The following is a 26,378-nucleotide window of genomic DNA, read 5'->3' on the forward strand; positions in this document are numbered from 1 at the left end:
TAAAATAAAACTATTGAAAAGATAGTGAAATAAGATGAACATGATGAAAGGAAGAAAACAATGATAAGGGAAGCAACGAAAAGAGATTTAGCATACATTTTAGATATTTATAACGATGCGATACTTTATACAACAGCTGTATATGCGTATAAACCTGTAACCCTTGAAAATAGAATAGATTGGTATGAACAAAAAAAGGCTGAAGGGTATCCAATTTTCGTATATGAATTAGATAATAAAGTAGTAGGATTTGCGACATTCGGCCCATTTAGAGCGTGGCCTGCTTATAAATATTCAGTTGAACATTCTGTGTATGTAGATAAGGCATATAGAAAAAATGGCATTGGGTCTTCATTAATGAAAGAATTAATCAAAATTGCAAAGGAAAGAGAGTATATTACCTTAATTGCTGGAATTGATGCAGAGAATGAGAAAAGTATTGCCTTGCATCAAAACTATGGATTTATTCATGCAGGAACAATAAAAAAAGCTGGTTATAAGTTTAATAAATGGCTAGATTTAGCTTTTTATCAGCTGGAACTTAACGGTCCTGAAAATCCTATAGAAGAATAAATATTTTTCGGTAGCAAGAAAAAATTCATGCTACCTTTTTCTTATTTAAATAGCTGATATGAGCTGCCGAAAAGTTTTTTTTATATTCGATATTGAATTTATTGGTATAATAGGAATGTTTAACGAATTTCCGCTTCTTTATGTGATGGGGGGAAAAGATTTACCGAATCGACGTGAAAATAAAGAGGTAGATGAAGCTTTTGCAGCAGTTTTAAAGTACATATAAAAAGAATATAGTGAAAGCATGCTAGGAGTGAGCGATTGAAAAGAAACTTAAAGACTTCAACAATCATTATTTTAATTTTAACGATTATTGCTCTTGAAGTTGGAATCGCACTATATGATCACAATTTGTCATTAGATACAATTTACTTTGCAGCGATCCTTATTTGTATTGTATTGCTTTTTGGCACACGTGTTTCTGGAGAGAAAGAAAGTACATCGCAACGAGGAAGAAGAAAAACAGCTCTTATATTTTGGCCATCTATTTTATTGTCTATCGTTTGTTTTGCGGTTATAAGTTACATAAGGGTAGGATATGTCTCTGTACCAGGTATAATTGGCTTTTCATGCTTTGTTACATATGGTGGATTCGTATGTATTAGTATTTTAAAGAGAAAAAATAAAATGTAGATTACTAAGCTGAAAGGAAGCAATATAAATGAAACATATAAAGAACGGTACACGTACTGAAGGAGAATATATTAAAAATAAAGTTATTCAATATAATATGTCCATCTTAACAGATGAGGCAAGACAGACGATGGAAGAAGTACGCCTCGTAGTAAAAAATGAAGAAGGAAAAATTTTTGGTGGCGTAACAGGTGCGATGTATTTTTATCACCTTCATATCGACTTTTTATGGGTTGATGAATCAGTTCGTCATGACGGTTATGGCAGCCAACTTTTACATGAAATTGAAGGGATTGCGAAGGAGAAAGGGTGTAGATTAATATTGCTAGATTCATTTAGTTTTCAAGCACCAGAATTTTATAAAAAGCACGGTTACAGGGAGTATGGTGTCGTTGAAGATCATCCGAAAGGTCATAGTCAGCACTTTTTTGAAAAGAGATTATAATAATATTATGTATACTGATTGGTGGAGGGAAGCATATGTACACGTATAAATTGCAACAAGAACAACCAATCTGTGCAGAAAAAATAAAGAAGCTTTATGATTCTGTCGGTTGGTGGCCAGAAAGAAAAGAAGTCGATATTGAAAAAATGTTAAAGAATAGTATAGCCATTGGAGTATGGGAAGAAAATGAATTAGTTGGATTTGCTAGAGTCGTTTCTGATGGTATTTTTCGAGCATACATTGAAGATGTTGTCGTACATGAGAGTGTAAGAAATAAAGGTATTGGAGAGAAGATGCTTACAATGTTACTCGAGGAAATATCTCATATTCATATTGTTAGTCTATTTTGCGGAGAGAAGCTAATAAAGTTTTACGGTGAGCAGCAATTTCAAGCAACGAAGCAAATTGTGATGCATCGTAATCAAACAGGGAAAGAATAAGAGGTGCCAATTAAAATGAATGCAACAAGAGCGTACTGTTTATCGAAAAGAAAAGCGACAGAAGATTCTCCAGATGGCTGGAGTGCAACATGTATGAGGCTTAATAATAAAATATTTGCGATAGTAAATCATGAAGAAGGCGAAAAAGCTGCGATTACATTGAAGTGTGATCCAGAAGTCGCATTAAGAATAAGAGAAGATTATCCAGAAACCATTATTCCAGGGTATCATATGAATAAAAAACATTGGAATACTGTTTATATTCATAAGGATATAGTGCAGGAGCAAATTAATAAAATGATTGATTGGTCGTATGATTTAGTACTACAATCATTTTCAAAGAAAAAGCAGCAGGAGTTAATGGATTAATATGTATTAGGAGTGTGTGTAATGAAAGATTCGATTAAAGATACGTATGATAAATTAGCGAGTACATATAAAGAAAATCTAGATTTCGCAAATCCATATAACAGTTATTATGAAAGACCGGCGATGATGGAGCTTATTCCAAAGGAACTAGAAGGAAAAAAGATACTAGATGCTGGATGTGCAGCTGGATGGTATACTTCTCAATTCATAAAAAGAGGAGCAAATGTTACAGCAATTGATGTAAGTCCTGAAATGGTAAAAGCAGCAAAAGAAAATATAGGAGAAGAAGCAACGTTCCTTTGTCATGATCTGCAAGAAACATTGCCATTTAAAGATAATACATATGATGTGATTGTAAGTTCATTAACTCTTCATTATATAGAAAATTGGAATCAAGTATTTCAAGAATTTCGTCGTGTATTGAAGCCAGGTGGAGAACTTATATATTCTATTCATCATCCTTTTATGGATTTCACAAAGTTTCCATGTGAAAATTATTTTGAAAAACAGTTATTAATAGATACTTGGGTTAAACCGAATATTACTATTGAAGTCAAGTTTTTTAGAAGATCATTACAAGACATACTAAATGAAACTACAAATTATTTTGTATTAGAAGAGATAGTAGAACCGAAGGCAATTGAAAAAATGAAAGAAGTAGACGAAAAATCATATTATTATCTAAATACGAATCCACATTTTCTTATCATTAAAGCAACTAATAAATAGCTAGTAAAATAACTTTGTTTTACTAGCTATTTACAGTTTTACATTACATATTAGGGGACTTTAAAATGAATACGAAACGAAATAGAGTAGTATATGCACTATTTACTATAGTTGTTATTATTTTAGGTCTTAGCTCAAGAAAGTTTTCTTTCGCACTACCACATCTATTAAATGATTACTTAGGCGATGCTTTATGGGCATTAATGATTTTCACTGGCTTTGGATTTTTGTTTCCTAAAACAGAGACGAAGAAGTTGGCTTTTATTAGTTTAATGTTTTGCTACGGGATTGAAGCGAGCCAATTGTATCATGCGGAATGGATAGATAGCATGCGTGCAACGACTTTGGGCGGACTCGTGTTGGGATACGGTTTTTTGTGGAGTGATTTAGTGGCCTATACAATTGGTGTTGGAGTGGGAGTACTGTGTGAGGTTATTTTTCGGAAGACATAAGAATTGTAAAAGGGGTATTTGTAAATGGAACAAGCACTGGAAATTGCAAAGTTTTGGTTTCAAAATGAACATGTCACAGCTACTGTAATTCAACAAAAAGTAGCGAAGGTTATATGCAAGAATAAAGAGTATATTTTAAAGAAAACAGGATCAATAAAGCAACTTCTAGTTGAATTCGATGTTTTGAAGCAACTGTATGAAAAGGGGATTAAAGTACAGAGAGTAGTAAAGACAGAAAATGATGAACAATATGTATTATATAAAGAAAAATATTATTGCTTATATGAGTATGTTGCCGGAAGTGTTTTAGAAATAAAAGATACGAATAAGCTGGAAAGGCTAGCAAGTACAATTGGAGAAGAAATAGCTAATCTGCACAAAGCATTACATTCGGTGAATAGTGACCATGAGTTAATAAAAAGAGATTTATATAGGATGGTATTTGAATGGGCTATACCGATTTTAGAAAAGAATGAGTATGTTCATCGAGAGGTAATTCAAAAGATGGAGCGAATGCACGCAGCTTTCAAGGAAACAGTCCATCCATTACCGAGACAAATTATTCATCGTGATATGCATCTATCAAATGTAATCTTTAAAGATGATAAACTGGAAGGGTTTATAGATTTTGAGATTTTAGAAAATAATGTAAAAATATTTGATTTATGTTATTGCTGTACAAGTATATTAAGCGAGCTATTTAGTGATGAAAGATTAAGAGGGAAATGGTTACATATCGTTAGCAAAGTCTTTGAAGGTTATTATAAACAAAATGATTTAACGAAAGAAGAACTAAAAGCCATTTGGTATGTTATGCTTTCAATTCAAATTATCTTTATTACTTATTTTGTCCAGTTACCAGATTTATTAAAGTTAAATGAAGAAATGTTCTTCTGGATTTTAGCTAATAAGGAAACTATTGAAGAAGTTATAGAAGGTATCGTAAAGGTATGAAAAAAATAATATTAATTGGTTCTGGTGGTTCAGGAAAATCTACATTAGCAAGGCAGTTAGGAAATAAATTAAATATTAAGGTGCATCATCTTGATGCATTATTTTGGAAACCGAATTGGGAAGGTGTTCCGAGAGAAGAACAAATAACAGTTCAAAATAACTTAATTAAAGATGAGAAATGGATTATTGATGGGAATTACGGCGGGACGATGGGTATAAGACTGAATGCAGCTGATACAATTATCTTCCTTGATATTCATAGAACAATTTGTGTTTATAGGGCTTTTAAAAGAATTGTAAAATACCGAAATAAAACAAGACCAGATATGGGCGCAGGATGTGAAGAAAGATTTGATTTGCAATTTTTTAAATGGATATGGGAATATCCTAATGCTAAACGACCTACAATTTTAAAAGAGTTAGAGCAATTGCCGGAAGAGAAAAAGGTTATTGTTTTAAAATCTCCAAATGAGGTTCGGAAATTTTTAGAGCACATATAATTATAGAATGTAACACAAAAATTCTTTGTGAATCTTACCGATTAGTTTAATAAAACTAATCGTTTTTTATTATGAAAAATTTAACGCTTTTTGAAATTTGTATTTTGTAATGAGTATATGACTTTAATTTCATATAAAATGAACGTTTGGAGGAATAGAAAATGACTAACGATTTAATTCAACTAATCGATTCATTAATGGTCAATATTCCAGCTGGAGAGGTAGTATTAAGAGATGATCGAATAAAAAAAGAATGGCTAGTACAAATTCAACCATTTCTTCTTGCAAAGTATGCTGTAACAATGGAACTATATGATGCTATTACAAATAGTACATTAAATAATTTTGATAAAAATCATAAACCAGTTGTCAATATTTCATGGAACGATGCCATTGCGTTTTGTAATGTACTTTCAAAAAAAGCGGGATTAAAAGAATATTATTCTATTAGTGATGGTGGTCAAATTGTGAAATGTAATTTAGATTCAAATGGCTACCGATTACCATCTGAGGCGGAGTGGCAATATGCATGTAAAGCAAGTACAACCGGATATACATACGGGAAACTTCATGATATAGCGTGGTATAATGAAAATTCAAATGGAGAGATTCATGACGTTGGCCAAAAAGAACCGAATGCATGGGGACTTTATGATATGCTAGGGAACGTTTGGGAATGGTGTTATGATTTGTATGATGAAACAGTGTACGGATCATACCGCATTTTTCGTGGTGGTAGTTGGGCTGAAACAGCGAGAGGGTGCGGCGCTACTTGTCGTCGTCGAAGCCATCCTACATTTCATATAGATGATCTCGGTTTTAGACTTGCTAGGTCAATTTAGTAGGAACATGATACGAACAGCTAGGAAAAGAGTATGGAGAGAATCCGTAATCTTGCCAACATAGAAATGATTTAACGTAAGGAGTGTTTATTATGGCGCGTGTTTTATTTATTAATGCTGGATCAGAAGGACATATAAATCCAACTTTACAAGTTGTAGATGAATTGATTTCTCGTGGTGAAGAGGTCGTTTATTTTTCAATAGAAGCTTTCAGGGAGCGGATTGAGAAGACAGGTGCTACTGTACGAACGATTGATGATCAAAAATTTATAAAAGCGTTTCTATCTGGAGGCAGAAATTATTTACAGGAAAGAATAAATGGCCTTCTACATACAGCAGATATTGTAATACCTAGCGTTTTAGAACAAATTGAAGGTGAACATTTTGATTACATAATTCATGATTCTATGTTTGGCTGTGGCCATTTAATTGCTCAAATCCTTAAACTTCCAGCCATAAATTCATGCACATCTTTTGCGCAGGATGAAAAATCCTTTGAGCAAATGTTAGGTCATCTATCAAAAAATATCCCAGTAGAAATTTATGATAAAATACAGAATGATTTTCAAAACTTAACGAAGGGAATTGCTGAAAAATATGGTGTTGAAATAAAATCATCTTATGAAGTTTTCTGTAATCCTGCACCCCTTACTATTGTATATACAATTAAGGAGTTCCAGCCTTTTGGTGATACTTTTGATGAAACATATAAATTTGTAGGACCATCTATCTCTGCACAAATGAAAAACAGAGACGTTGATTTTACTTCAATTGAAGAAAAAAGTCCGATTTATATTTCATTAGGTACTGTTTTTAATGAAGCGATTGACTTTTATAAACTGTGTATGAAGGCCTTTGAGAATAGTGAGCATACAATTGTTATGTCTATTGGTAGTAAAACAAAAATAAGTGATCTAGGCGAAATTCCTAAAAACTTCATTGTGAAAAACTATGTACCCCAAACTGAGCTGCTTACATATACGAAACTATTTATTACACACGGCGGGATGAACAGTGCGCATGAAGGACTGTATAACGGGATTCCGCTCGTTGTAATACCGCAAAGTGCAGATCAGCCAGTAGTCGCAAAGCAAGTGGAGAGTCTTGGAGCAGGAATAAAATTACAAATGCAAGGATTAACTGCGGATCAACTAAGTGAAAGTGTAGAAATGGTATTAAATAATCCGTCATTTAAAGAAGTCGCTTTGAATTTGAAGAAATCTTTCCAAAAATCAGGTGGATATAAGGAAGCTGTTGATGAAATTTTTATATTTGTAGGTCAGTGAAAAAATGAAATTATACATTAGAAAAGCATCTAAATAGGATGCTTTTTATTTAACTTTATAATTCTTATTTTTAATATTTAGTATGGTTAAAACTAAGGCACGGAGAGATATAAGTATAAGAATAAAAGTTAACTAGTTAAATGTATTGTCAATTATGAAGTAAAGATGATAGATAAATATATTCAAATTTTATTTTAAAATGTTAGGACTTAGTTTTACATGTTAGTAATAATTTCACTGTTTCTGCACAACTTCTGCACATACTCAGGTAATTTCTATGTCATGATATATTCATAAAGTGAAATATTTCACAAGAAAAATATAATTTCACTGCGGTGTATGCATAATTAACACATACATCGGTACAAGTTTGTCTCTTGTTATTCTTTTACATCAAAGCCCACATTCCACTACAAAGTATAACAAGAAGGAGACATGAACATGAATAATCGATTTTTAAAACAACTACAAAATATGAAAATGAACAAAAAAAGTTTAGGAGCTGTAGCATTAACAGCTGGAATTATTAGTACGACACTTATTCCTCAAAATGCTTATGCGCACGGTTTTGTTGAAAAGCCTGGTAGCCGATCTGCTTTATGTAGTCCAACTTATGGTGCGCTAAATGTAAACTGTGGAAGTGTTATGTATGAACCACAAAGTTTAGAAGCTCCAAAAGGGTTCCCACAAGGTGGTCCAGTAGATGGACAAATTGCTTCAGCAGGCGGAAAATTTGGTGGTATTTTAGATCAACAAACAGCAAATCGTTGGTTTAAAAATACAATCACTGGTGGGGAAAATACATTTACTTGGAAGTATACTGCGCCTCACTTAACGAGTAAGTGGCATTACTATATTACTAAAAAAGGATGGAATCCAAATAAAGCGCTAACAAGAGCAGATTTTGAACCAATTGGAACAGTACAACATGATGGTTCTGCAGCTTCAAATAATTTAACTCATAAAATCAATGTACCTACTGATCGTAGTGGATATCATGTGATTTTAGCAGTATGGGATGTAGCTGATACAGCAAATGCATTCTATAATGTAATTGATGTTAATCTTATAAATGATGTGAAACCAGACATAGAAGCGCCAAGTATTCCAAATGGACTTCAGACGCAAAAAGTAACAGCGAATAGTGTAGAACTAACATGGAACGCTTCTACGGATAATGTAGGGGTAAAAGGATATCAAATCTTCCGTAACGGAGAGATGATTGATACAGTACTAGGCACTCATTTTATTGATAAGAAATTACAACCGAGTACAGAATACTCTTATACTGTAAAAGCAATTGACGCAGCTGGAAATGTATCGAAAGAAAGTGCAGCGCTTACAGTAAAAACGACAGTTGAGACTCCTGATACAGAAGCACCAACACAACCAAAAGGATTACATAGTATGGGAACGACAGCGTCAAGTGTGGATTTAATGTGGAGTCCATCTGACGATAATATTGGTGTAGACCATTATGATATTTATAGAGAAACAGAAGGGGCAATGAAAAAGATTGCAACATCCAATACAGCTTCTTATATGGATAAAAATCTGCTCGCTAATACTACTTATAAATATGTAGTAAAAGCTGTTGATGTAGCTGGAAATGAATCCGTACAGAGTGATATATTCACAATTACTACAAAAACCGAAAGCGCTTCATATGAAGCGTGGGATGCAAAAAAAGCATATAAAAAGGGAGATAGAGTTCTACACGAAGGAAAAGTATATGAAGCAGTCCAGAGTTATCAAGGAAATGGTGATCCGAACTGGATTTATGCATTATCATTATGGAAAACAGTGTAAGCTTTACCTAGATATGAACTAAGAGATGATGGGCTTTGATTTCAAAAGAGAATCTTGAGAATTCACTTTTCTATTTATAAAAAAGGGTAGTGTATGAATACATAAGATTCATATACTACCCTTTTTATTATGATAACACTTTCGTCATAAGTATATGCGGAATGCCATCTTCCATAAATATATCAGAAGAAGTTTCATAACCTAATTTTTTATAAAATCCTTCAGCTTGTGTTTGCCCGTGTAGTTTCACTTTTGTAGCTTGTTCGTTACGAGCAATTTCTTCTAACGTTTGAATGATGACTTTACCTAATCCGTATGTACGATAATCTTTTAAAATGCAAATACGTTCTAATTTTCCGACGCCATCAACAAATCGTATACGCCCTGTACCTACAGGAAGCTCATGATAATAAACTAAAATATGTTTACATTGCTCTCCGATTTCATCGAATGTATCAAATTCATCTGCAAGAGGGACACCTTGTTCTTTTACAAATACTTCTTTTCGAATATGAAAGGCAGTTTCTAAATCAGCAAGTTCTGTTATAAGTTTGGATTGCAAAATGTTCAGTCCTTTCTAATGTAATCAGCTTGTGTTTTCATAGTATATCATAATAAAGCGCTATAAAGAGAAGAACATACTAAAAAGCCAACTTTAAAAAGTTAGCTTTTATTACAATTCCTTTATCCCATTTTTAGCGCCGATAATTACTTTACTCGTCATACTTATAAATAACCCTGTTTCAACTACACCAGTAATCATTTTTAATTGAGTGTGTAAATGGGCAGGATTAGAAATATGATTAGGGAATATACAATCGATAATCATGTTATTGTTATCGGTTATATAGGTTTCATTGTTTTTCAAACGTAATGTTGTTTGACATCCTAAAGACTGAATTTTATTTTCGGTTTGTTTCCATGAAAAAGGGATGATTTCAATAGGTAATGGAAAAGTACCTAAATGTGTTACAAGTTTCGATTCATCAGCAATGATAATTAGTTTTTTAGAGGAAGAGGCAACGATTTTTTCACGAAGTAATGCACCGCCACCGCCTTTTATAAGTTGTAAATTTGAATCAATTTCATCCGCTCCATCAATTGTAAGATCAAGACTTTGTACGTCGTTTAACGAAATTAGGGGGATATTTAGTTGCTGTGCTAATGCTTCAGTTTCCTTTGATGTTGGTACAGCTTGAAATGATAATCCTTCTTTTACACGCTCACCTAATTTTTGTATTGTCCAATATACAGTAGAACCTGTACCAAGCCCAATTTTCATGCCATCGTTTACAAAGTTAGCAGCATATTCGCCAGCGAGCTGTTTTAAATTCATCGCTTTACTCCGCCGGACGTGGCCCAGCATCAAGACCTGAATTTTCAACTGTAAGTACCGGACGAACGACTATATCTTTATGTACACGCATTTGACAAGATAATCGTAAATGATCTTCAATTCCTTTTTCCGTCATTGCATGTTTCTCATTCGCACTCGCTTCACAGAAATCACCTGCTAGTATTTCTACTCTACAAGTTGTGCAACGTGCATTCCCGCCGCAACGATGAAGAATGTTGACACCGCTATCTTCAATTGCTAATACTAACTTTGTTCCTTCTTTCACATCAAAAGTTCCCGCACCTTCAATTGTTAATTTTGGCAAATTTGTTCCTCCTCACGTAAAATTGTACATAACATATTTATGACCGCGAATTATTGAACATAAACATTATTTTTTTATATCCCCGTAACTTTTTTAAATGTTGAATCGTTTATTAAGTAAGCGCTGAAAAGGAGTGGTTATTTTGTGCACAAAAGTAACTCATGTTTTAAAGAACCATATCGATATGAATCATTCAAATATAAACTTTTTAATTGAACAATATGGAGAGTTAAAAAGATACTGTACTTTTTTAACGAAAAACAAATGGGATGGGGAAGATCTCGCCCAAGAAACAGTGTGTAAAGTGCTTCAAAAATATAGAAATAAAGATATTTGTATGACACTCGTCTATAAAATAGCAAGAAATCGTTGGTTAGATCAGATGAAGTCTAAGTCTGTTCATGAAAAAATAAGAGAACAAATCACTTTTGAAGAACCACATGAGAACATTGCAGATTTGCATGAAATGGTAGGGAAAGTATTGTCTTCATTAAATGTACAGCAATCCGCAATTTTATTATTAAAAGATGTTTTTCAATATAGTATCGCTGATATTGCTAAAGTGTGTTTTGTATCAGAAGGTGCAGTAAAGGCTTCTTTATTTCGAAGTAGAAATAGGCTGAAAACTGTAAGTGAAGAAGGGATTGAGATAGTCGAATTCACAGAGGATATTGAAGTTGTTGTAACATCTATTCGTGAGGAAAGACCAGAATTGTTAACGAAACTTCTTCCGACAATAGATTTTACTAAGTTACCATCTAAACAGCCAGTGTTATTATTTAATGTGAAAAAACCTTCTTCCTACAGTTGTATGCTTTGCGCAGCATAACAAGTATTGGAGGAATTTAAAATGAATACAATTCCATATGTAGTAGAACAAACAAAATTAGGAGAACGTTCCTATGATATATATTCAAGGTTATTAAAAGACCGCATTATTATTATCGGCTCAGAAATTAACGATCAAGTAGCGAGTAGTGTCGTAGCGCAATTATTATTTTTAGAAGCAGAAGATGCAGAAAAAGATATATATTTATACATCAATAGCCCAGGAGGTTCAACGACAGCAGGTTTTGCAATATTAGATACGATGAATTTAATTAAACCAGATGTGCAAACGCTATGCATGGGCTTTGCGGCATCATTCGGTGCATTGTTATTATTATCAGGAGCAAAAGGAAAACGGTTTGCGCTCCCTAACAGTGAAATTATGATTCATCAGCCGCTTGGTGGTGCACAAGGGCAAGCAACAGAAATTGAAATAACTGCGAAAAGAATATTAAAGTTAAAGCATGATATTAATAAAATGATTGCAGAAAAAACAGGCCAACCGATTGAAAGAGTAGCACATGATACAGAAAGAGATTATTTTATGACTGCAGAAGAAGCGAAGGCATATGGGATTGTAGATGACGTTGTTACGAAAAAATAAGATGAAAAAGGCTAGAGGATATATTAATTCTCTAGCCTTTTTATTAATCCTTTACCCATTCATCAACTAATGCTTGATTTTTTTTAATCCATTTTCGCGCAGCCTCTTCAGGATCTTTTGTTTTATTTAACATGACCATTAACGTACCAAGCTGTTCATCGTTCATTTTCCATTTATCAAAGTATTTTATAACATCTGGGTGATCTTTTTCGAAACCTTTACGAACGGAGTAATAAATGTCATCTTTTTCACCATATACTTTCTTAGGGTCTTTTAAATATTTTAAGTCAAATTCTGAAAAACCCCAATGCGGATTCCAAAGCGTAACAGCGATTGGTTTCTTTTTTGTATATGCTTTCTTTAGTTCACTCATCATCGCAGCTTCAGAAGATTGGACAAGTTTTAGTTTTATATCATATTCTTTCATTGCTTTATTCGTTAAATTCATAAGACTACTACCGGGTTCGATACCGACAATTTTATTATCTAGTTCATCTTTATGAGCATTTAAATCTTCGATACTGTTTATGTTTTTCATATAAGAAGGGACGACTAAACCTAGTCCAGTACCTTCGTACCATTTTGATTTTAAGACAATATCATCTTTATAACGATCGTTTAGCGGTTTATCTGTAACTGGTAGCCATACTTCTAAATTCGCATCAACATCGCCACGAGCGACACCAGTCCAAATTGCGGCTTTTTCTAAATACATGAGCTCAACTTTGTAGCCTTTTTCTTCTAATAAAACTTTCCACATGTTTGCGGTTGCAATATTTTCTTTCCAACTTGTTACACCAAGTTTAATTTTTCCTTTCGAATTTGCATTTGTTGCATTACATGAAGTGAAAATCATAGTAATAAATAATGCAAGGCATATAAACCAAATTTTCTTTCGCATCGAAAACCTCCTAAGTAACGTTTGCCTTATAAAATAAATGTATAAGTAAGCATTCTTATTATGAACGGAAACGAGAATTTTAAAGAAATCTTATGAATGTCATTTTTATGTAATATTTCTTTGTAAAATCGCAACACTATGTGAATAGATGGGTAGAAAAGGAGTAGTGACATGGATAATACAAAGGTGCGTGTTGAAAACGTAACAAAAGTATTCGGGAAACATCCGCAAAGAGCCCTTTCCTTATTAAAAGAAGGAAAAAGTAAATCGGAAATTTTAAAAGAGACAGGAATGAACGTTGGGGTGAAAAAAGCAACGTTTGAAGTTTACTCTGGAGAGATTTTCGTTATTATGGGTTTGTCTGGTAGCGGGAAATCTACGCTAGTTCGTATGTTAAATCAATTGATTAAACCAACTGCAGGTCATATATACATAGATGGTGAAGACATCGCAACGATGGGAAAAGAAGAGTTACGGAGAGTAAGAAGAACGAAAATGAGTATGGTATTTCAGAAATTCGCTCTATTTCCGCATCGTACAGTTATACAAAATGTTGCATATGGTTTAGAAATACAAGGAGTTCCGGTTGAAGAGCGAGAGAAAAAAGCGTTAGAATCGCTACAGTTAGTAGGACTCGATCATCATAAAGATAATTATCCAAGTCAACTTAGTGGTGGTATGCAGCAGCGCGTTGGAATCGCAAGGGCACTAACGAATAATCCAGATGTATTACTAATGGACGAGTCATTTAGTGCATTAGATCCACTTATTCGAAAAGAAATGCAAGATGAATTGTTAGAGTTACAAGATAAAATGGAAAAAACGATTATATTTATTACGCATGATTTAGATGAAGCGCTTCGAATTGGAGATCGTATCGCATTAATGAAAGATGGAGAAATCGTCCAAATTGGAACGCCAGAAGAAATTATGATGAGCCCCGCAAATGAATTTGTAGAAAAGTTTGTTGCGGACGTGAATTTAGGAAAAGTAATTACGGCTGAGTCTATTTTAAAACGACCAGAAACTTTATTGATTGATCGTGGACCTCGTGTGGCCCTTCAAATTATGAGGAATGCAGGCGTCTCAACTGTATATGTTGTAAACAAAAAGTATGAGTTTTTAGGTATATTAACTGCGGATGATGCGAGTAAAGCAGTACAAAAACAGTGGCCGATTGCTGATTTATTACTTAATGATATTCCGCATGTGTATTTGGATACTTTACTGGAAGAGACATATGCAAAAATGGCAGAGATGAAATATCCGTTACCAGTAATCGATGAGAAGAAAAGGCTAAGAGGAATTATTAAACGTGAAAGTGTCATTCAAGCTCTTGCAGGAAACATTGAGGAAGAGGTGAAAGACGATGAATAGTATACCACGTATTCCATTAGGGGAATGGGTCGACTCATTTGTTGCAAGTTTATATGAGCACTTTGAAGGCTTATTCCGAGGATTCTCTTATATTATTGGTGGATTCGTTGATTTACTCACTAATTTTTTAACAATAATACCTGCCATATTGATGATTATTATCTTGTGTTTCTTCATTTGGTACACAACGAGGAAATTATCTTTAGTCATTTTTACGCTTATTGGATTATTATTCATTTTGAATATTAACTACTGGGCACAAACGATGCAAACATTAGCACTCGTACTTACGTCTGTTATTATTTCAATTATTGTCGGAATTCCAATTGGTATATTAGCATCTCAAAATGAGCGTTTCTCAAAATTTTTAAAGCCAACATTAGATTTTATGCAAACAATGCCAGCATTCGTATACCTCATTCCAGCGATTACATTTTTCGGAGTTGGTGTAGTACCTGGAATTATTGCATCGGTAATCTTTGCAATGCCACCGACAATTCGTTTTACTGACTTAGGAATTAGACAAGTTCCAGAAGATTTAATTGAAGCAGCGAATGCGTTTGGATCCACAGCATCACAAAAACTATTTAAAGTACAATTACCACTTGCAACCGGAACGATTATGGCTGGTGTGAACCAAAGCATTATGCTTTCGTTATCGATGGTTGTAACAGCATCACTTGTAGGAGCTCCAGGGCTTGGAGTTGATGTATATCGCTCTGTAACACAAGTTAATATCGGAATGGGATTTGAAGCTGGATTAGCTATCGTAGTAATCGCAATTATATTAGATCGAATTACACAAGGGTTCCATACGAAAAGAAAATAATGACCAAAAAACACACTTTTATAATACAAAGTGTGTTTTTTATTGTATCTAGATTACATATGAACGATAACAGAACCTCCAGCTGGTGTACAAACTTGGTTTTGTTGTTGTTCCATTGATTTGATGAATTGATTATTTTCCTCGATTAATGAGATTAATTTAGTTAATTGACTTTCAAGACTTGCGATATGATGCATCATATATTGTGAATCATGATGCAATGTATTCCTTGCGGGATGGGGGGAATAAACATACTGTTGATTTATATTTGGATTCCAATGAGGATACATTTGAATTGTTCCTCCTTCAATAAATTACGAAGCTTTCCTATAGTAAATGCCTATGTATAATTAATAGTTACTTGAAAATTTTTCAATATAAAAGGAGTATGTACAGAAAATGGAAAATGTTATATGTGAAGTTAAAGTACATTTTTTTGAAATGTTCAAGTGAGATAGTGAATATATTAATACATTCAAGTAAGCGTATGTTGTTTAGCGAGAAATGATGGGAGGAGATGCAATTTTGGCTAAAAATAAAAAAAGAAATGATGCTTTGGCAATAGGTATTGGTATAGGAGTTGTAATCGGTGTATTCCAAGGTTATTTTACAAATAATTTAGTAATCGGAATTGTGATTGGGATCGTAATTGGGATTGCGTTTTTGAAGAAATAATGAGGTTTAAATTCATTTCAAAAATTGCTGTATCAAAAGAGTGAATCTTCGGAATATAAATCCTGTTTTTCCTTTTTTTATGATATTATATATGAAAAGGATGGTGATGAATATGTCAACGAACGATCAAGTAAAACTAAACTGTTTTATTTGTGAAAAGCATAAAGGAAATATTATAGTTCCAGGTGGAGCTATTTACGAAGATGAACTGCTTTACGTTGGACATGTCCACTGGGATAGTGAAGAAACATACTTGGGTTATGTAATGATAGATATAAAAAGGCATGTACCTGGCCTCGCTGAACTAACAGATGAAGAAGCGAAAGCGTTCGGACTTATAACAAGTAGAGTAAGTAAAGCGCTAAAAGAAAGCGAAGGTGCAGAGCATATTTACACTTTTGTTTCAGGGAATGGTGTACCACATATGCATATGCATATCATACCGCGTTATGCAAATACACCAAAAGAGTTTTGGTCACCAACCGAGATAGCGAAATGGACCGGCGCACCATATGGTGAAGCAGCGAAAATCAAAAAACTATGCGAAAGAATACGAGAGTATATGGTGAGTGAATATGCATACAACAAATAATAGACAACATTCATGGGTTGGAAGTAGAGAAATGTGTTTAGACGAAATTTCGGTAAAGCAATATGGTGATATCGTGCTCGGTGCATATGGTGGGAATATTAGTGCCGGAGCAAAAAAGAACGAAGATGGTGCGTTAGTTTGGTCAAATGGTGATTGGGAATTTGCAGCTATATTAGATGGACATAATAGTGCAGAAAGTGTTGATTTAGTAGTAAATACAATCGAAAAAGAATATGAAAATATAAAAGTAATTTTGAATGAATCAATTAATACAGTGTTTCAATCTATTGAAAATCATATACTGACAATTTTTCAGTCATCTTCATTTAAGGAAAAGTGCAAAAAAATTAAAGGTGAAACAGCTTGCTTACTATGTGTAAGGAAAGAAAATTATATATGGTGGCTTTCTATCGGTGATTGTTTAGTGTATGTATTTCATGAAGAGTTACATAAGTTAGGACAATATGCATTAAATCAACGTCATTTTTACGAATGGATTGGAAATGTAAACACATTTGATTTACCTGTGCCTTGCTATTCATCAGGTATTCGTGAATTACGTACTGGAAAGAACCGAATTGTAATGGTGACAGATGGTGTATTAGAATGCGGGGAACGCCGATATGAAACACCTGTAAATTTGTATAATGCTATGAATAGAAATGATAAAACACTTAAAGAAAATATTCACAATGTTTTAGAACACGTGCATCATCAGTTGGGACGTGATAGTGCGACAATTATTAGTTGGGACGTAGAAAATAAAAGGAATGCTACGTATCCGAGTGATCAGCCGGAGAAAAGGTAAAGGAGGAAACATCACTGTTTTGGGTTAAAGGAATTTTATTAATAGTATGGATTATATCCTTAGTTGTTTTTGAAAAAGTAGTGAGGAAAAAACTAAATATACCGAAACAAACAGACTGGAATAGTAAATATGTAAACAACTTTCATAAATGGGGCACTAGGGCTCTTATTATTTCTTATATAATTGTTACGATGATATGTGCTACTTTAAATCCCGTTTATATTAGTAATTTACCCATTTTATTTTTAATAACTTTATACTGCCTTCAATCATTTATGGAGTGGAAATTTGATAAAGAATCGAGGGAATATGTCATTTCTTTAGGAGCGGTTCCGCTATTAGTAATAACAGGAATTATGCTTAATCTTTTCTTTTATACCTAGTGGATTTAATTATATGTGGAATGAATGGGGAGACAAAATGAAAAATCCTAAATTACGTGCTGAAGCAATGATTTTAAATGAAGATCATTCTAAAGTACTTGTACAATGCGATGAAAATGAATCATTTTATCGTTTTCCAGGTGGCTCTATTGAATTTGGTGAAACGTCAAAAGAAGCAATAATTCGAGAGTTAATAGAAGAGTACGATTTGAAAGTTGATGTTCAAGAGTTAGCAATTGTAAATGAACACATTTTTGAGTGGGATAACGAAAAAGGTCATCATTGTACATTGATACATTGGGGGACTGTTGAAAAAATCATTACAAATGAAATAAGGCATAAAGAGCATGAGGATATTATATTAATTTGGAAAAGTCTAGAGGAATTACAGGAGAAGCCGACATATCCTCAAGGCATCATAAGTTATTTAGAAGGGGATAACCGTAATATAGTCCAATTTATTTCAAGTAATTAAATGAAATAATAGGAGGGGTGAAAATGGGAGCTTCTACTTTTTGGATTATAACTATTGTTTTTTGTATAGCTATCTATTTTCTCGATAAGTTTTTAAGAAAAAAATTGAATATGCCCAAGGGTGGTTTTTGGGGATATAAGAAACATGTAAATAGTTTACATAAAAAATTGGAAATAGGACTACTTTTTATTTATTTAATAACTAGCTTTATATTTATCTTTAAATTTGAAAGTATTAATATTGCTTATGTCATTTTTACTTATTTAGGTGGGACGTTAATCTTAAGAGCATTGATGGAATGGAAGTATGATAGAGAGTCGAAAGAATATATATTTTCGGTAATTGGGGTATTCACGTTTATTTTTATGACTTCGATACTATTTTACTTCTTTCCACCTGTTGTATAATAAAAATTTGATAGTACAAATAATGAAATAACTAATAAACAAGAAACCATTTACTACTAAATGGTTTCTTGTTTATTTAAGCATTTATTTTAGTTAATATAGATGTAATGAAATTAGTTTTATCCTCTGCATACTTATGTTTATCAGTAGGATTAGCTTGTGAAAGTTGAATCTTTAACTGTTCATACTGCATGCGTGCAGTTTTATTGTCTATTAAGTAATCACGAAATTGTAATTGTTCTATTAAATATGTATTCCCTTGTTCATACATATGAATTTGATGAGTTCTTGGTTCACCTTTATTAAAATAGTATCTTTCGGGTAATACTTCTTTTCTATATTTATAGTTTAGTAGTTCTAACTTTTTAATACAATGTATACCGTCCGTATAATTTTCTAATTCAATTGCTATATCAATAATGGGCTTTGCACTTAAATATGGAATAGAAGTACTACCAATATGGTGTATCGCTAAAATATGTTCGCCAATTTGTTCCTCAATGAGTTGTTTCTCTTTCATAAACTCAATTTCCCATTCTTCAGTCCACGGCACTAAAAACACTTTCCCATACGGTAAACCTAACATTTAATTAGCATCCCTTTCAAAATAGTTTTCAAAAAGTTTATTACATCTTCTTAAAGCTTCTCAAAACAAGGTATTCCCACAATTTCCAAGGAAGAATCTTCTTCGCGAAGATCATAAATTTCACACCTTTACCGATTGGATATCGTAAATTTGTACGCTTAGATTCAGCAATTTCTACAATTTTATTAGCAACATCTATCGGATTACCAAATGTATCACTGCCACTATTAATATGTTTTTGTATTTTATCCATATACTCTTTGTAAGGAGATGTTGTATCAGATTGATTTTCAGCTAGTTGTTTCCCAACCTCCCATATGTTTGTGTTATAAGAACCTGGTTCAATTAAAGCAACATCTATTCCGAAAGGTTTTACTTCTAAGCGAAGCGATTCACTCCAGCCTTCTAATGCATATTTTGAAGATACATAAGGAGATAAACCAGGGAATCCAATTTGGCCGCTAATGCTGCTTATATTAATGATTTTTCCACTTCTTTGTTTTCTCATATACGGTAAGACAAGCTGGGTAATTGATATAGCTCCAAATAGGTTCGTTTCAAATTGTTTACGGTATTCCTCTACTGGAATTTCTTCTACAAAGCCGCCATTTGCATATCCTGCATTATTAACAAGAAGGTCTACTTTTTGTATTTCTTTTAAAAATAATTGGAAGTTATGTATAGAGTTTTGATCGGTTACATCTAATTGTTGAACTTTTATATTTTGCTGTAAGTTAAGTTGAGTAACTTGAGATAGTAAGCGCACTTGTTTTTCAAGGTTTCGCATTGTAGCGATAACTAAATAATCTTTTTTTGCGAGTTCGAGTGTAGTTAATAGTCCAAATCCACTTGAGGCTCCTGTAATTATTGCGATTTTTTTATTCATTTTCTGCCAGCTTTCTTTTTCTTTTATCATAACGAGTTATGATAAGAAAATCTATTATTCTTACATTCAGTATGAAATCAATTTGTATGTAAAAAAGGGGATTATAGGGAATGAGCGTATATAGAGTAGTGTATATTAATATGATAATGAAATGAGGGAAGAAAAATGGTCCATGTGAAAGATGTATTAGCAGATCAGTTATTAGCAAATGCGAATGATCCCAGTTGGTATATGCCATTTTCAGATGCAGTTAAGGATTTATCTGAGAGGGAAGCTTTCTGGAAACCGAATGAAGAGTGTAATAGTATAGCCGAAATCGTACAACATTTACTGTATTGGAACTCTACGTGGCAAACTAGGTATAAAGAATCACATGTTAATGCAGTACCCGCTATAGGAGATAATAATAAAAGTTTTATGCTTTCAGATAATCAAACTTTCGATGAATTACGGGAAAAGCTACTAGAAAAACTGTTACAATGGCAAACTCTCATAAATGAAGAAAAGGTTGAAAGTGATGTAGCGGGATTTCCCGTTTCTGCAAAATGGTGGGAAGTGTTAGCGAATGTAACAACTCATAATGCATATCATATTGGGCAAATTATTTACATCCGAAAATTACAGCAGAGCTTTGATAATGAATAAGATAATAGTTCTCAAATTAGGTGAACAAAAGTGGACAAAACGAGACAAATGTCTCATTTTGTCCACTTTTTATTATGAAAGAAAAGCGAAAACCTATTAAAGCAAGGATTAGAATTTGGCACGGTACTTGCAATATAAAAGACGAACAAGAAAATAGGAGGGCTGGACATGTTAAAAACAACTGAAAGTAAAGGGAATGAAATTACGAAAGAACAAGCTCGTTGGATGTACGAAAAAATGTTAGAGATTCGTAAGTTTGAAGATAAGGTGCATGAATTGTTCGCGCAAGGCGTTTTGCCTGGTTTCGTTCATTTATACGCAGGTGAAGAAGCAGTAGCAGTTGGTGTATGTGCCCACTTAACGGATAGTGACAGTATTACAAGTACACATAGAGGTCATGGACATTGTATCGCAAAAGGTTGTGATTTAAATGGTATGATGGCTGAACTTTTCGGGAAAGCGACAGGATTATGTAAAGGTAAAGGCGGTTCCATGCATATTGCCGATTTAGATAAAGGAATGCTTGGTGCGAATGGCATTGTAGGCGGGGGTTTCCCACTTGCTTGCGGTTCAGCATTAACAGCTAAATATAAAGGAACAAAAGATGTAAGTGTTTGCTTCTTCGGTGACGGAGCAAATAATGAAGGAACATTCCATGAAGGGGTTAATTTAGCGGCGATTTGGAAGTTACCAGTTATTTTTATTGCAGAAAATAACGGTTACGGTGAAGCAACTACATTTGAATATGCTTCAAGTTGTGATTCTATCGCTGATCGCGCAAAAGCTTATAATATTCCAGGTGTTCAAGTAGATGGAAAAGATCTTCTAGCTGTATATAAAGCTGCTGCAGAAGCAGTGGAACGTGCGCGTAATGGGGATGGTCCAACAATTATTGAATGTATGACATATCGTAATTATGGTCATTTCGAAGGTGAAGCGCAAACATATAAAACATCAGAAGAAAAAGAAGAACATTTAAATGAAAAAGATGCAATTGTGAATTTCCGTAAGCATTTAATTCATGAAGGTTTATTAACGGAATTTGAACTTGTTGATATGGAAAAAGCAGTAGATGATGCAGTACAAAGATCCATTGAATTTAGTGAAAATAGTCCATACCCAGACGATGAAGAATTATTAAAAGATGTATACGTTTCTTACAAATAAGAGGAGGGTGAAAAATTATGACTAGAACAGTAAGTATGTCAACTGCAATTAATGAAGCGATGAAAATCTCAATGCGTCGTGATGAAAATGTAATTTTAATAGGTGAAGATGTTGCAGGCGGTGCACAAGTTGATCATTTGCAAGATGATGAAGCATGGGGCGGTGTTCTTGGTGTTACGAAAGGACTTGTACAAGAGTTTGGCCGAAATCGTATATTGGATACACCAATTTCTGAAGCGGGTTATATGGGAGCCGCGATGGCAGCTGCTGCAACTGGGTTACGTCCGATAGCTGAGTTAATGTTTAATGATTTTATCGGTAGTTGTCTTGACCAAGTATTAAACCAAGGTGCGAAATTCCGTTATATGTTTGGAGGTAAAGCAAAAGTACCTGTTACAGTACGTACGATGCATGGCGCTGGTTTTAGTGCAGCAGCTCAGCATTCACAAAGTTTGTACGCATTATTTACGAGCATACCAGGTATTAAAGTTGTTGTTCCTTCCACGCCGTATGATGCAAAAGGCTTATTATTAGCAGCAATTGAAGATGATGATCCAGTAATCTTCTTTGAGGATAAAACACTTTACAATATGAAAGGTGAAGTGCCAGAAGGATACTATACAATTCCATTAGGAAAAGCAGATATTAAACGGGAAGGTTCTGATGTAACAATTGTCGCAATCGGAAAGCAAGTTCATACAGCGCTTGCAGCTGCAAAGCAATTATCGAAAAAGGGGCTTGAAGTAGAAGTAATTGATCCACGATCTTTATCACCGCTTGATGAGGATACGATTTTATCATCTGTTGAAAAAACAAATCGTCTTATCGTCATTGATGAAGCGAATCCTAGATGTAGTATGGCAACAGATATTGCGGCAATTGTAGCGGATAAAGGTTTTGATTTGTTAGATGCACCTATTAAACGAATTACAGCACCACATACACCCGTTCCGTTCTCACCACCACTTGAAAAGTTGTATTTGCCAACACCAGAAAAAGTAATTGAAACTGTATCAGAAATGATCGGAGACCAATCTTTATTACATGTGTAATAAAACGATGAGAAGGGAGAGAGAGACATGGCTGTAGAAGTTGTAATGCCGAAGTTAGGTATGGCGATGAAAGAAGGTATTATTACGAGCTGGAATATTAAAGCAGGCGATAATGTAGCAAAAGGAGAACTAATTGCTAGTATTAATTCAGAAAAAATTGAAACGGAAATTGAAGCGCCAGCTGATGGTACAGTACTTGATATAGCTGTAAGTGAAGATGAAGGAGTGCCGCCTGGTACTGTAATTTGCTACATCGGTAAACCGAATGAAAAGGTAGAAATGCAGGAAAGCACACATGTGGTAGAAGAAAAAACATCTAATATAGAAGTACAAAATCAAGAAGCAAATGGGAAAGAAGTATCGAAGCAAAGAATTAAAATTTCACCTGTAGCCAAGAAAATTGCAAAGTCTGAAAATCTGGATATCAAGGCATTAGTTGGTACAGGCCCTGGCGGAAGGATTACAAAGGCAGATGTATTAAAAGTACTTGAGGTAAGAGTAAACGTTCCGGAAATATCTGAACGAGAAGAAAGTAAAGCGATTCCTGTTACTGGTATGCGTAAAGCAATCGCAAATCGTATGCACGCAAGCTTACAAAATAGCGCACAATTAACGTTAACGATGAAAGTAGATGTAACAGATTTAGTTGCTTTACATAAAGAAATAGCGGAATTTGTACAAAAAAGATATGATAATAAATTAACCATTACGGATTTTGTCTCGCGTGCTGCTGTATTAGCACTTGGAGAGCATAAAGAAATGAACAGCGCTTATATAGATGATGCAATTCATCAATTTGAACATGTGCATTTAGGCATGGCAGTTGCATTAGAAAAAGGGTTAATCGTTCCAGCTATTCGCTTTGCAAATAATTTATCTTTAGTAGAATTGTCTAAAGAGATTAAGAATGTGGCACAAAAGGCGCGAGCAGGTAGCTTAAGTAGTGATGATATGCACGGAACGACATTTACAATTAGTAATTTAGGTAGCTTTGGTATTGAATATTTCACACCTGTATTAAATACACCTGAAACTGGCATTTTAGGTATTGGCGCAATTGAACATGTTCCTGTATATAAAGGGAAAAAATTAAAAAAAGGTAGTATGTTACCTTTAAGTTTAACATTCGATCATCGTGTACTAGACGGTGCACCAGCAGCTGCATTTTTACGCACAATTAAACATTATTTAGAAGAACCTATAACAATTCTTTTATAAAGAGAAGGTGAGAGAATGAGTAAACTAGTTGTAATTGGAGGCGGACCAGCTGGATATGTAGCGGCAATTACCGCGGCTCAAAATGGCAAAGGTGTCACTCTTATTGATGAAGCTGAACTTGGCGGAACGTGTTTAAATGTTGGCTGTATGCCTACGAAATCACTGTTAGAAAGTGCTGAAATACATGACATTGTGAGAAAAGCGAATGATTATGGAGTTACGCTTAATACAGGAAGTATATCAATTGATTGGGATCAAATACAGGCGAGAAAATCACAAATCGTAATGCAACTCGTCCAAGGAATACAATATTTAATGAAGAAAAATAAAATTAAAGTTGTAAAAGGAAAAGCGAAATTCGAAACGGATCATCGTGTGCGAGTTGTACAAGGAAATAAAGAAGAAGTAGTTGATGGAGAGAGCTTTATTATCGCATCTGGTTCCGAACCTACAGAATTACCATTCGCTCCGTTCGATGGAAAATGGATTTTAAATAGTAGCCATGCCATGTCTCTTGAGAGTGTACCATCTTCATTGTTAATCGTTGGCGGTGGTGTAATAGGATGTGAGTTTGCAAGTATTTATAGTAGACTTAGCACAAAAGTATCGATAGTTGAAATGGCACCGCAATTACTACCTGGTGAAGATGAAGATATCGCGAATATTTTAAGAGAGAAATTAGAAAAAGATGGTGTGAAAATTTTTACGGGAGCAGTTTTAAAAGGATTAAATAACTATAAGAAGCAAGCTTCATTTGAGTACGAGGGAATTACTCACGAAGTAACTCCAGAATTTGTTCTTGTTTCTGTAGGAAGAAAACCACGAGTGCAACAATTAGGATTAGAAAAGGCAGGGGTTCAGTTTTCAAATAAAGGGATTTCTGTGAATGAACATATGCAAACGAACGTATCGCATATTTACGCAGCTGGTGATGTAATCGGTGGAATTCAGCTTGCTCACGTTGCCTTCCATGAAGGAACGACAGCAGCATTACACGCAAGCGGAGAAGACGTGAAAGTAAATTATCACGCTGTGCCCCGTTGTATATACACAGCTCCAGAAATAGCTAGTGTAGGGTTAAGTGAAAAAGGTGCAAGAGAACAATATGGTGATATTCTCATCGGAGAATTTCCTTTTACAGCGAACGGAAAAGCTCTTATTTTAGGAGAACAAGTAGGTAAAGTAAAAGTCATTGTAGAACCTAAATACCAAGAAATTGTAGGGATTTCTATTATCGGTCCTTATGCAACTGAACTTATTGGTCAAGGAACCGTAATGATTCATACAGAAGTTACCGCTGATATAATGAGAGATTATATTGCAGCACATCCAACTTTATCTGAGGCGATTCATGAAGCGTTAATGCAAGCAGTAGGACATGCTGTACATGCTTAAATAAAAATATGATAAACCACTATTCTCTAAATGAAAGAGAGAATAGTGGTTTGAATTTTTATAGAAGAAATTAAATATCTTATTACTATTTAATTTCAATCGCTGAAGTAATATCGTTCCAATCAGCAGCTAAATTAGCAGTTTTACCGTACCAATCAGCATGTTTAAATAAAACGCCTTTTCCATATCCTTGTGTTGAAGTGTGCTCCCAAAGTGTAGTTGAATAACTTGCAGAAGGTGACGCTGTACTTACAGAAGAAATTCTGTCATTCCAGCTAGATGGTAAGTTTTTAAAGCCGCTACTCCAGTAAATATATTGTCCACCTTTATCTTTATGTTCATAAAAATCAGTACTACCAGCACCGCTACCTAAAGGATTAATTTTATTTTTAATTGCTTTTTTATCCTTTTCAATATACGCATCTAATGTTTCACGGCTAGTAAAACCATAAGCTAGCCAATCTCCATTTTCATTTTGCTCTGGTAATACCATAGTAATTTGGATATCTTTCTTATCCTGCTCACTTAATTTTGCAAATGAATTAACATTTTGTTCATCCACTTTTAAATAATCAAATGACTTAATTGTGTTACTTTTTTCTTCAGCACTTACCGCACCTAGTCCTCCAGTTAGTGCAAAACCTGCTACTAATGTCCCTGCTACTAATTTCTTCAACATATAACCATCCCTTTTTGTTTGAATTTTTGTACAGGTGAATCTTGTACAGCTAAAATGTATTTTAATTTTATAATTTTGTAAACATTCTGAAGTTTTAGAAATAATAGGCGGAATATTTACAGTTTTACATTTTTTCTTTAGAAAGAATGGTTATTGGAATGATATAATAAGTGGATAT

General features: G+C 33.9%; 35 protein-coding genes and 1 pseudogene. 28 read left to right on the forward strand and 8 right to left on the reverse strand.

All coding sequences use genetic code 11. The features are described from left to right. Positions 1 to 60 precede the first annotated feature (60 nt). The 13 genes and pseudogenes from ACTFP3_RS20385 (at position 61) to ACTFP3_RS20445 (ending at position 9,032) form a co-directional block, all read left to right on the forward strand. Positions 61 to 573 carry an N-acetyltransferase family protein gene (locus ACTFP3_RS20385; protein WP_440011077.1) on the forward strand — a complete coding sequence of 171 codons (513 nt, stop codon included), beginning with the start codon at positions 61 to 63 and terminating at the stop codon, positions 571 to 573. A 100-nt stretch (positions 574 to 673) separates the two neighbouring features. Beyond that, positions 674 to 799: pseudogene (locus ACTFP3_RS20390) on the forward strand (serine hydrolase); the annotation flags it as partial. Between the two features lie 35 nt (positions 800 to 834). Continuing rightward, positions 835 to 1,206 (forward strand): hypothetical protein, encoded by a 372-nt coding sequence (locus ACTFP3_RS20395; RefSeq protein WP_000827997.1) that lies wholly within the window; start codon positions 835 to 837, stop codon positions 1,204 to 1,206. A gap of 28 nt (positions 1,207 to 1,234) precedes the next feature. After that, entirely contained in the window at positions 1,235 to 1,651 is a 417-nt protein-coding gene (locus ACTFP3_RS20400) for a GNAT family N-acetyltransferase (RefSeq protein ID WP_440011079.1), read from the forward strand. A 35-nt stretch (positions 1,652 to 1,686) separates the two neighbouring features. Then, a complete protein-coding gene (locus ACTFP3_RS20405; protein WP_060852057.1) occupies positions 1,687 to 2,091 on the forward strand; it encodes a GNAT family N-acetyltransferase in 405 nt (134 codons plus the stop codon). Positions 2,092 to 2,106: 15 nt separating this feature from the next. Continuing rightward, entirely contained in the window at positions 2,107 to 2,460 is a 354-nt protein-coding gene (locus ACTFP3_RS20410; RefSeq protein WP_000994621.1) for an MmcQ/YjbR family DNA-binding protein, read from the forward strand. A gap of 21 nt (positions 2,461 to 2,481) precedes the next feature. Continuing rightward, complete coding sequence (locus tag ACTFP3_RS20415) at positions 2,482 to 3,189, forward strand: class I SAM-dependent methyltransferase (RefSeq protein ID WP_000655262.1); 708 nt, start codon at positions 2,482 to 2,484, stop codon at positions 3,187 to 3,189. Between the two features lie 65 nt (positions 3,190 to 3,254). Next, entirely contained in the window at positions 3,255 to 3,641 is a 387-nt protein-coding gene (locus ACTFP3_RS20420) for a DUF2809 domain-containing protein (RefSeq protein WP_078386549.1), read from the forward strand. Between the two features lie 24 nt (positions 3,642 to 3,665). Continuing rightward, entirely contained in the window at positions 3,666 to 4,595 is a 930-nt protein-coding gene (locus ACTFP3_RS20425; protein WP_440011081.1) for a phosphotransferase enzyme family protein, read from the forward strand. Then, the gene (locus ACTFP3_RS20430; protein ID WP_000720561.1) at positions 4,592 to 5,095 is read left to right on the forward strand and encodes a DNA topology modulation protein; all 504 of its coding nucleotides are present in this window, start codon (positions 4,592 to 4,594) and stop codon (positions 5,093 to 5,095) included. The genes ACTFP3_RS20425 and ACTFP3_RS20430 overlap by 4 nt, the downstream gene beginning before the upstream one ends. Before the next feature lie 161 nt (positions 5,096 to 5,256). Next, positions 5,257 to 5,937, forward strand: a complete 681-nt coding sequence (locus tag ACTFP3_RS20435) for a formylglycine-generating enzyme family protein (RefSeq protein WP_000180345.1) — start codon at positions 5,257 to 5,259, stop codon at positions 5,935 to 5,937. A 92-nt stretch (positions 5,938 to 6,029) separates the two neighbouring features. Then, complete coding sequence (locus ACTFP3_RS20440; protein WP_025689378.1) at positions 6,030 to 7,223, forward strand: macrolide family glycosyltransferase; 1,194 nt, start codon at positions 6,030 to 6,032, stop codon at positions 7,221 to 7,223. Positions 7,224 to 7,664: 441 nt separating this feature from the next. After that, the gene (locus tag ACTFP3_RS20445; RefSeq protein ID WP_326036479.1) at positions 7,665 to 9,032 is read left to right on the forward strand and encodes a lytic polysaccharide monooxygenase; all 1,368 of its coding nucleotides are present in this window, start codon (positions 7,665 to 7,667) and stop codon (positions 9,030 to 9,032) included. 127 nt (positions 9,033 to 9,159) lie between these two features. Here the strand turns inward: ACTFP3_RS20445 and ACTFP3_RS20450 are convergent, their stop codons facing one another. The 3 genes from ACTFP3_RS20450 to ACTFP3_RS20460 all read right to left on the reverse strand — a co-directional run bounded on the left by ACTFP3_RS20450 (position 9,160) and on the right by ACTFP3_RS20460 (position 10,693). After that, positions 9,160 to 9,594, reverse strand: a complete 435-nt coding sequence (locus ACTFP3_RS20450; protein WP_065382634.1) for a GNAT family N-acetyltransferase — start codon at positions 9,592 to 9,594, stop codon at positions 9,160 to 9,162. A 111-nt stretch (positions 9,595 to 9,705) separates the two neighbouring features. After that, positions 9,706 to 10,368: a ribose 5-phosphate isomerase A gene (gene rpiA, locus ACTFP3_RS20455; protein WP_001049991.1), complete on the reverse strand. Its 663-nt coding sequence runs from the start codon at positions 10,366 to 10,368 to the stop codon at positions 9,706 to 9,708. 4 nt (positions 10,369 to 10,372) lie between these two features. Next, positions 10,373 to 10,693: a 2Fe-2S iron-sulfur cluster-binding protein gene (locus ACTFP3_RS20460; protein ID WP_001125388.1), complete on the reverse strand. Its 321-nt coding sequence runs from the start codon at positions 10,691 to 10,693 to the stop codon at positions 10,373 to 10,375. Positions 10,694 to 10,835: 142 nt separating this feature from the next. Between ACTFP3_RS20460 and ACTFP3_RS20465 the strand changes: the two genes are divergently transcribed. Both ACTFP3_RS20465 and clpP read left to right on the forward strand, forming a co-directional pair. Then, positions 10,836 to 11,522, forward strand: a complete 687-nt coding sequence (locus tag ACTFP3_RS20465) for an RNA polymerase subunit sigma-70 (RefSeq protein ID WP_440011084.1) — start codon at positions 10,836 to 10,838, stop codon at positions 11,520 to 11,522. A gap of 21 nt (positions 11,523 to 11,543) precedes the next feature. After that, a complete protein-coding gene (gene clpP / locus ACTFP3_RS20470; protein ID WP_001092372.1) occupies positions 11,544 to 12,125 on the forward strand; it encodes an ATP-dependent Clp endopeptidase proteolytic subunit ClpP in 582 nt (193 codons plus the stop codon). Between the two features lie 43 nt (positions 12,126 to 12,168). Here clpP and ACTFP3_RS20475 read toward each other — a convergent pair whose 3' ends face one another. Beyond that, positions 12,169 to 13,026, reverse strand: coding sequence for a glycine betaine ABC transporter substrate-binding protein (locus ACTFP3_RS20475; protein ID WP_001227615.1), 858 nt, complete (start codon positions 13,024 to 13,026; stop codon positions 12,169 to 12,171). A 171-nt stretch (positions 13,027 to 13,197) separates the two neighbouring features. Between ACTFP3_RS20475 and ACTFP3_RS20480 the strand changes: the two genes are divergently transcribed. Beyond that, entirely contained in the window at positions 13,198 to 14,403 is a 1,206-nt protein-coding gene (locus ACTFP3_RS20480) for a quaternary amine ABC transporter ATP-binding protein (protein WP_000370606.1), read from the forward strand. After that, the gene (locus tag ACTFP3_RS20485) at positions 14,396 to 15,232 is read left to right on the forward strand and encodes an ABC transporter permease (protein WP_001084759.1); all 837 of its coding nucleotides are present in this window, start codon (positions 14,396 to 14,398) and stop codon (positions 15,230 to 15,232) included. Before ACTFP3_RS20480 ends, ACTFP3_RS20485 begins: the two co-directional genes overlap by 8 nt. Before the next feature lie 53 nt (positions 15,233 to 15,285). Here ACTFP3_RS20485 and ACTFP3_RS20490 read toward each other — a convergent pair whose 3' ends face one another. Then, entirely contained in the window at positions 15,286 to 15,522 is a 237-nt protein-coding gene (locus ACTFP3_RS20490) for a hypothetical protein (RefSeq protein WP_326036481.1), read from the reverse strand. Between the two features lie 217 nt (positions 15,523 to 15,739). On the opposite strand from ACTFP3_RS20490, the gene ACTFP3_RS20495 reads away from it, so the two are divergent. From ACTFP3_RS20495 to ACTFP3_RS20520, 6 genes are all read left to right on the forward strand, one after another. Next, positions 15,740 to 15,907 carry a hypothetical protein gene (locus ACTFP3_RS20495; protein WP_000508397.1) on the forward strand — a complete coding sequence of 56 codons (168 nt, stop codon included), beginning with the start codon at positions 15,740 to 15,742 and terminating at the stop codon, positions 15,905 to 15,907. Between the two features lie 100 nt (positions 15,908 to 16,007). Beyond that, positions 16,008 to 16,499 carry an HIT family protein gene (locus tag ACTFP3_RS20500; RefSeq protein WP_002195555.1) on the forward strand — a complete coding sequence of 164 codons (492 nt, stop codon included), beginning with the start codon at positions 16,008 to 16,010 and terminating at the stop codon, positions 16,497 to 16,499. Further along, positions 16,483 to 17,307, forward strand: a complete 825-nt coding sequence (locus ACTFP3_RS20505; RefSeq protein WP_152121901.1) for a PP2C family serine/threonine-protein phosphatase — start codon at positions 16,483 to 16,485, stop codon at positions 17,305 to 17,307. The genes ACTFP3_RS20500 and ACTFP3_RS20505 overlap by 17 nt, the downstream gene beginning before the upstream one ends. 53 nt (positions 17,308 to 17,360) lie before the next feature. Beyond that, a complete protein-coding gene (locus tag ACTFP3_RS20510) occupies positions 17,361 to 17,690 on the forward strand; it encodes a DUF4181 domain-containing protein (RefSeq protein ID WP_078214853.1) in 330 nt (109 codons plus the stop codon). Positions 17,691 to 17,727: 37 nt separating this feature from the next. Then, entirely contained in the window at positions 17,728 to 18,165 is a 438-nt protein-coding gene (locus ACTFP3_RS20515) for an NUDIX domain-containing protein (protein ID WP_152121903.1), read from the forward strand. Positions 18,166 to 18,188: 23 nt separating this feature from the next. Continuing rightward, positions 18,189 to 18,572: a DUF4181 domain-containing protein gene (locus ACTFP3_RS20520; protein ID WP_000501286.1), complete on the forward strand. Its 384-nt coding sequence runs from the start codon at positions 18,189 to 18,191 to the stop codon at positions 18,570 to 18,572. 76 nt (positions 18,573 to 18,648) lie between these two features. Here ACTFP3_RS20520 and ACTFP3_RS20525 read toward each other — a convergent pair whose 3' ends face one another. Next, positions 18,649 to 19,158, reverse strand: coding sequence for a GrpB family protein (locus ACTFP3_RS20525; RefSeq protein WP_000901213.1), 510 nt, complete (start codon positions 19,156 to 19,158; stop codon positions 18,649 to 18,651). Between the two features lie 40 nt (positions 19,159 to 19,198). After that, a complete protein-coding gene (locus tag ACTFP3_RS20530; RefSeq protein WP_226800167.1) occupies positions 19,199 to 20,044 on the reverse strand; it encodes an oxidoreductase in 846 nt (281 codons plus the stop codon). A 165-nt stretch (positions 20,045 to 20,209) separates the two neighbouring features. On the opposite strand from ACTFP3_RS20530, the gene ACTFP3_RS20535 reads away from it, so the two are divergent. From ACTFP3_RS20535 to lpdA, 5 genes are all read left to right on the forward strand, one after another. Next, entirely contained in the window at positions 20,210 to 20,689 is a 480-nt protein-coding gene (locus tag ACTFP3_RS20535; RefSeq protein ID WP_000233791.1) for a DinB family protein, read from the forward strand. Positions 20,690 to 20,857: 168 nt separating this feature from the next. Beyond that, complete coding sequence (acoA, locus tag ACTFP3_RS20540; RefSeq protein WP_087967032.1) at positions 20,858 to 21,856, forward strand: acetoin:2,6-dichlorophenolindophenol oxidoreductase subunit alpha; 999 nt, start codon at positions 20,858 to 20,860, stop codon at positions 21,854 to 21,856. A gap of 17 nt (positions 21,857 to 21,873) precedes the next feature. Next, positions 21,874 to 22,908: an acetoin:2,6-dichlorophenolindophenol oxidoreductase subunit beta gene (gene acoB, locus ACTFP3_RS20545; RefSeq protein WP_000198901.1), complete on the forward strand. Its 1,035-nt coding sequence runs from the start codon at positions 21,874 to 21,876 to the stop codon at positions 22,906 to 22,908. A 27-nt stretch (positions 22,909 to 22,935) separates the two neighbouring features. Beyond that, positions 22,936 to 24,126, forward strand: a complete 1,191-nt coding sequence (locus ACTFP3_RS20550; RefSeq protein ID WP_326036483.1) for a dihydrolipoamide acetyltransferase family protein — start codon at positions 22,936 to 22,938, stop codon at positions 24,124 to 24,126. Between the two features lie 15 nt (positions 24,127 to 24,141). Then, a complete protein-coding gene (lpdA, locus tag ACTFP3_RS20555) occupies positions 24,142 to 25,521 on the forward strand; it encodes a dihydrolipoyl dehydrogenase (RefSeq protein ID WP_440011088.1) in 1,380 nt (459 codons plus the stop codon). Positions 25,522 to 25,606: 85 nt separating this feature from the next. On the opposite strand, the gene ACTFP3_RS20560 is transcribed toward lpdA, so the two are convergent. Continuing rightward, on the reverse strand, positions 25,607 to 26,200 hold the full coding sequence (locus ACTFP3_RS20560) for a hypothetical protein (protein ID WP_000914443.1): 594 nt from the start codon (positions 26,198 to 26,200) through the stop codon (positions 25,607 to 25,609). Positions 26,201 to 26,378 lie beyond the last annotated feature (178 nt).

Origin of the sequence: Bacillus cereus group sp. MYBK5-2, from assembly GCF_051915685.1 — a bacterium.
In the GTDB taxonomy this organism is placed as follows: domain Bacteria; phylum Bacillota; class Bacilli; order Bacillales; family Bacillaceae_G; genus Bacillus_A; species Bacillus_A cereus.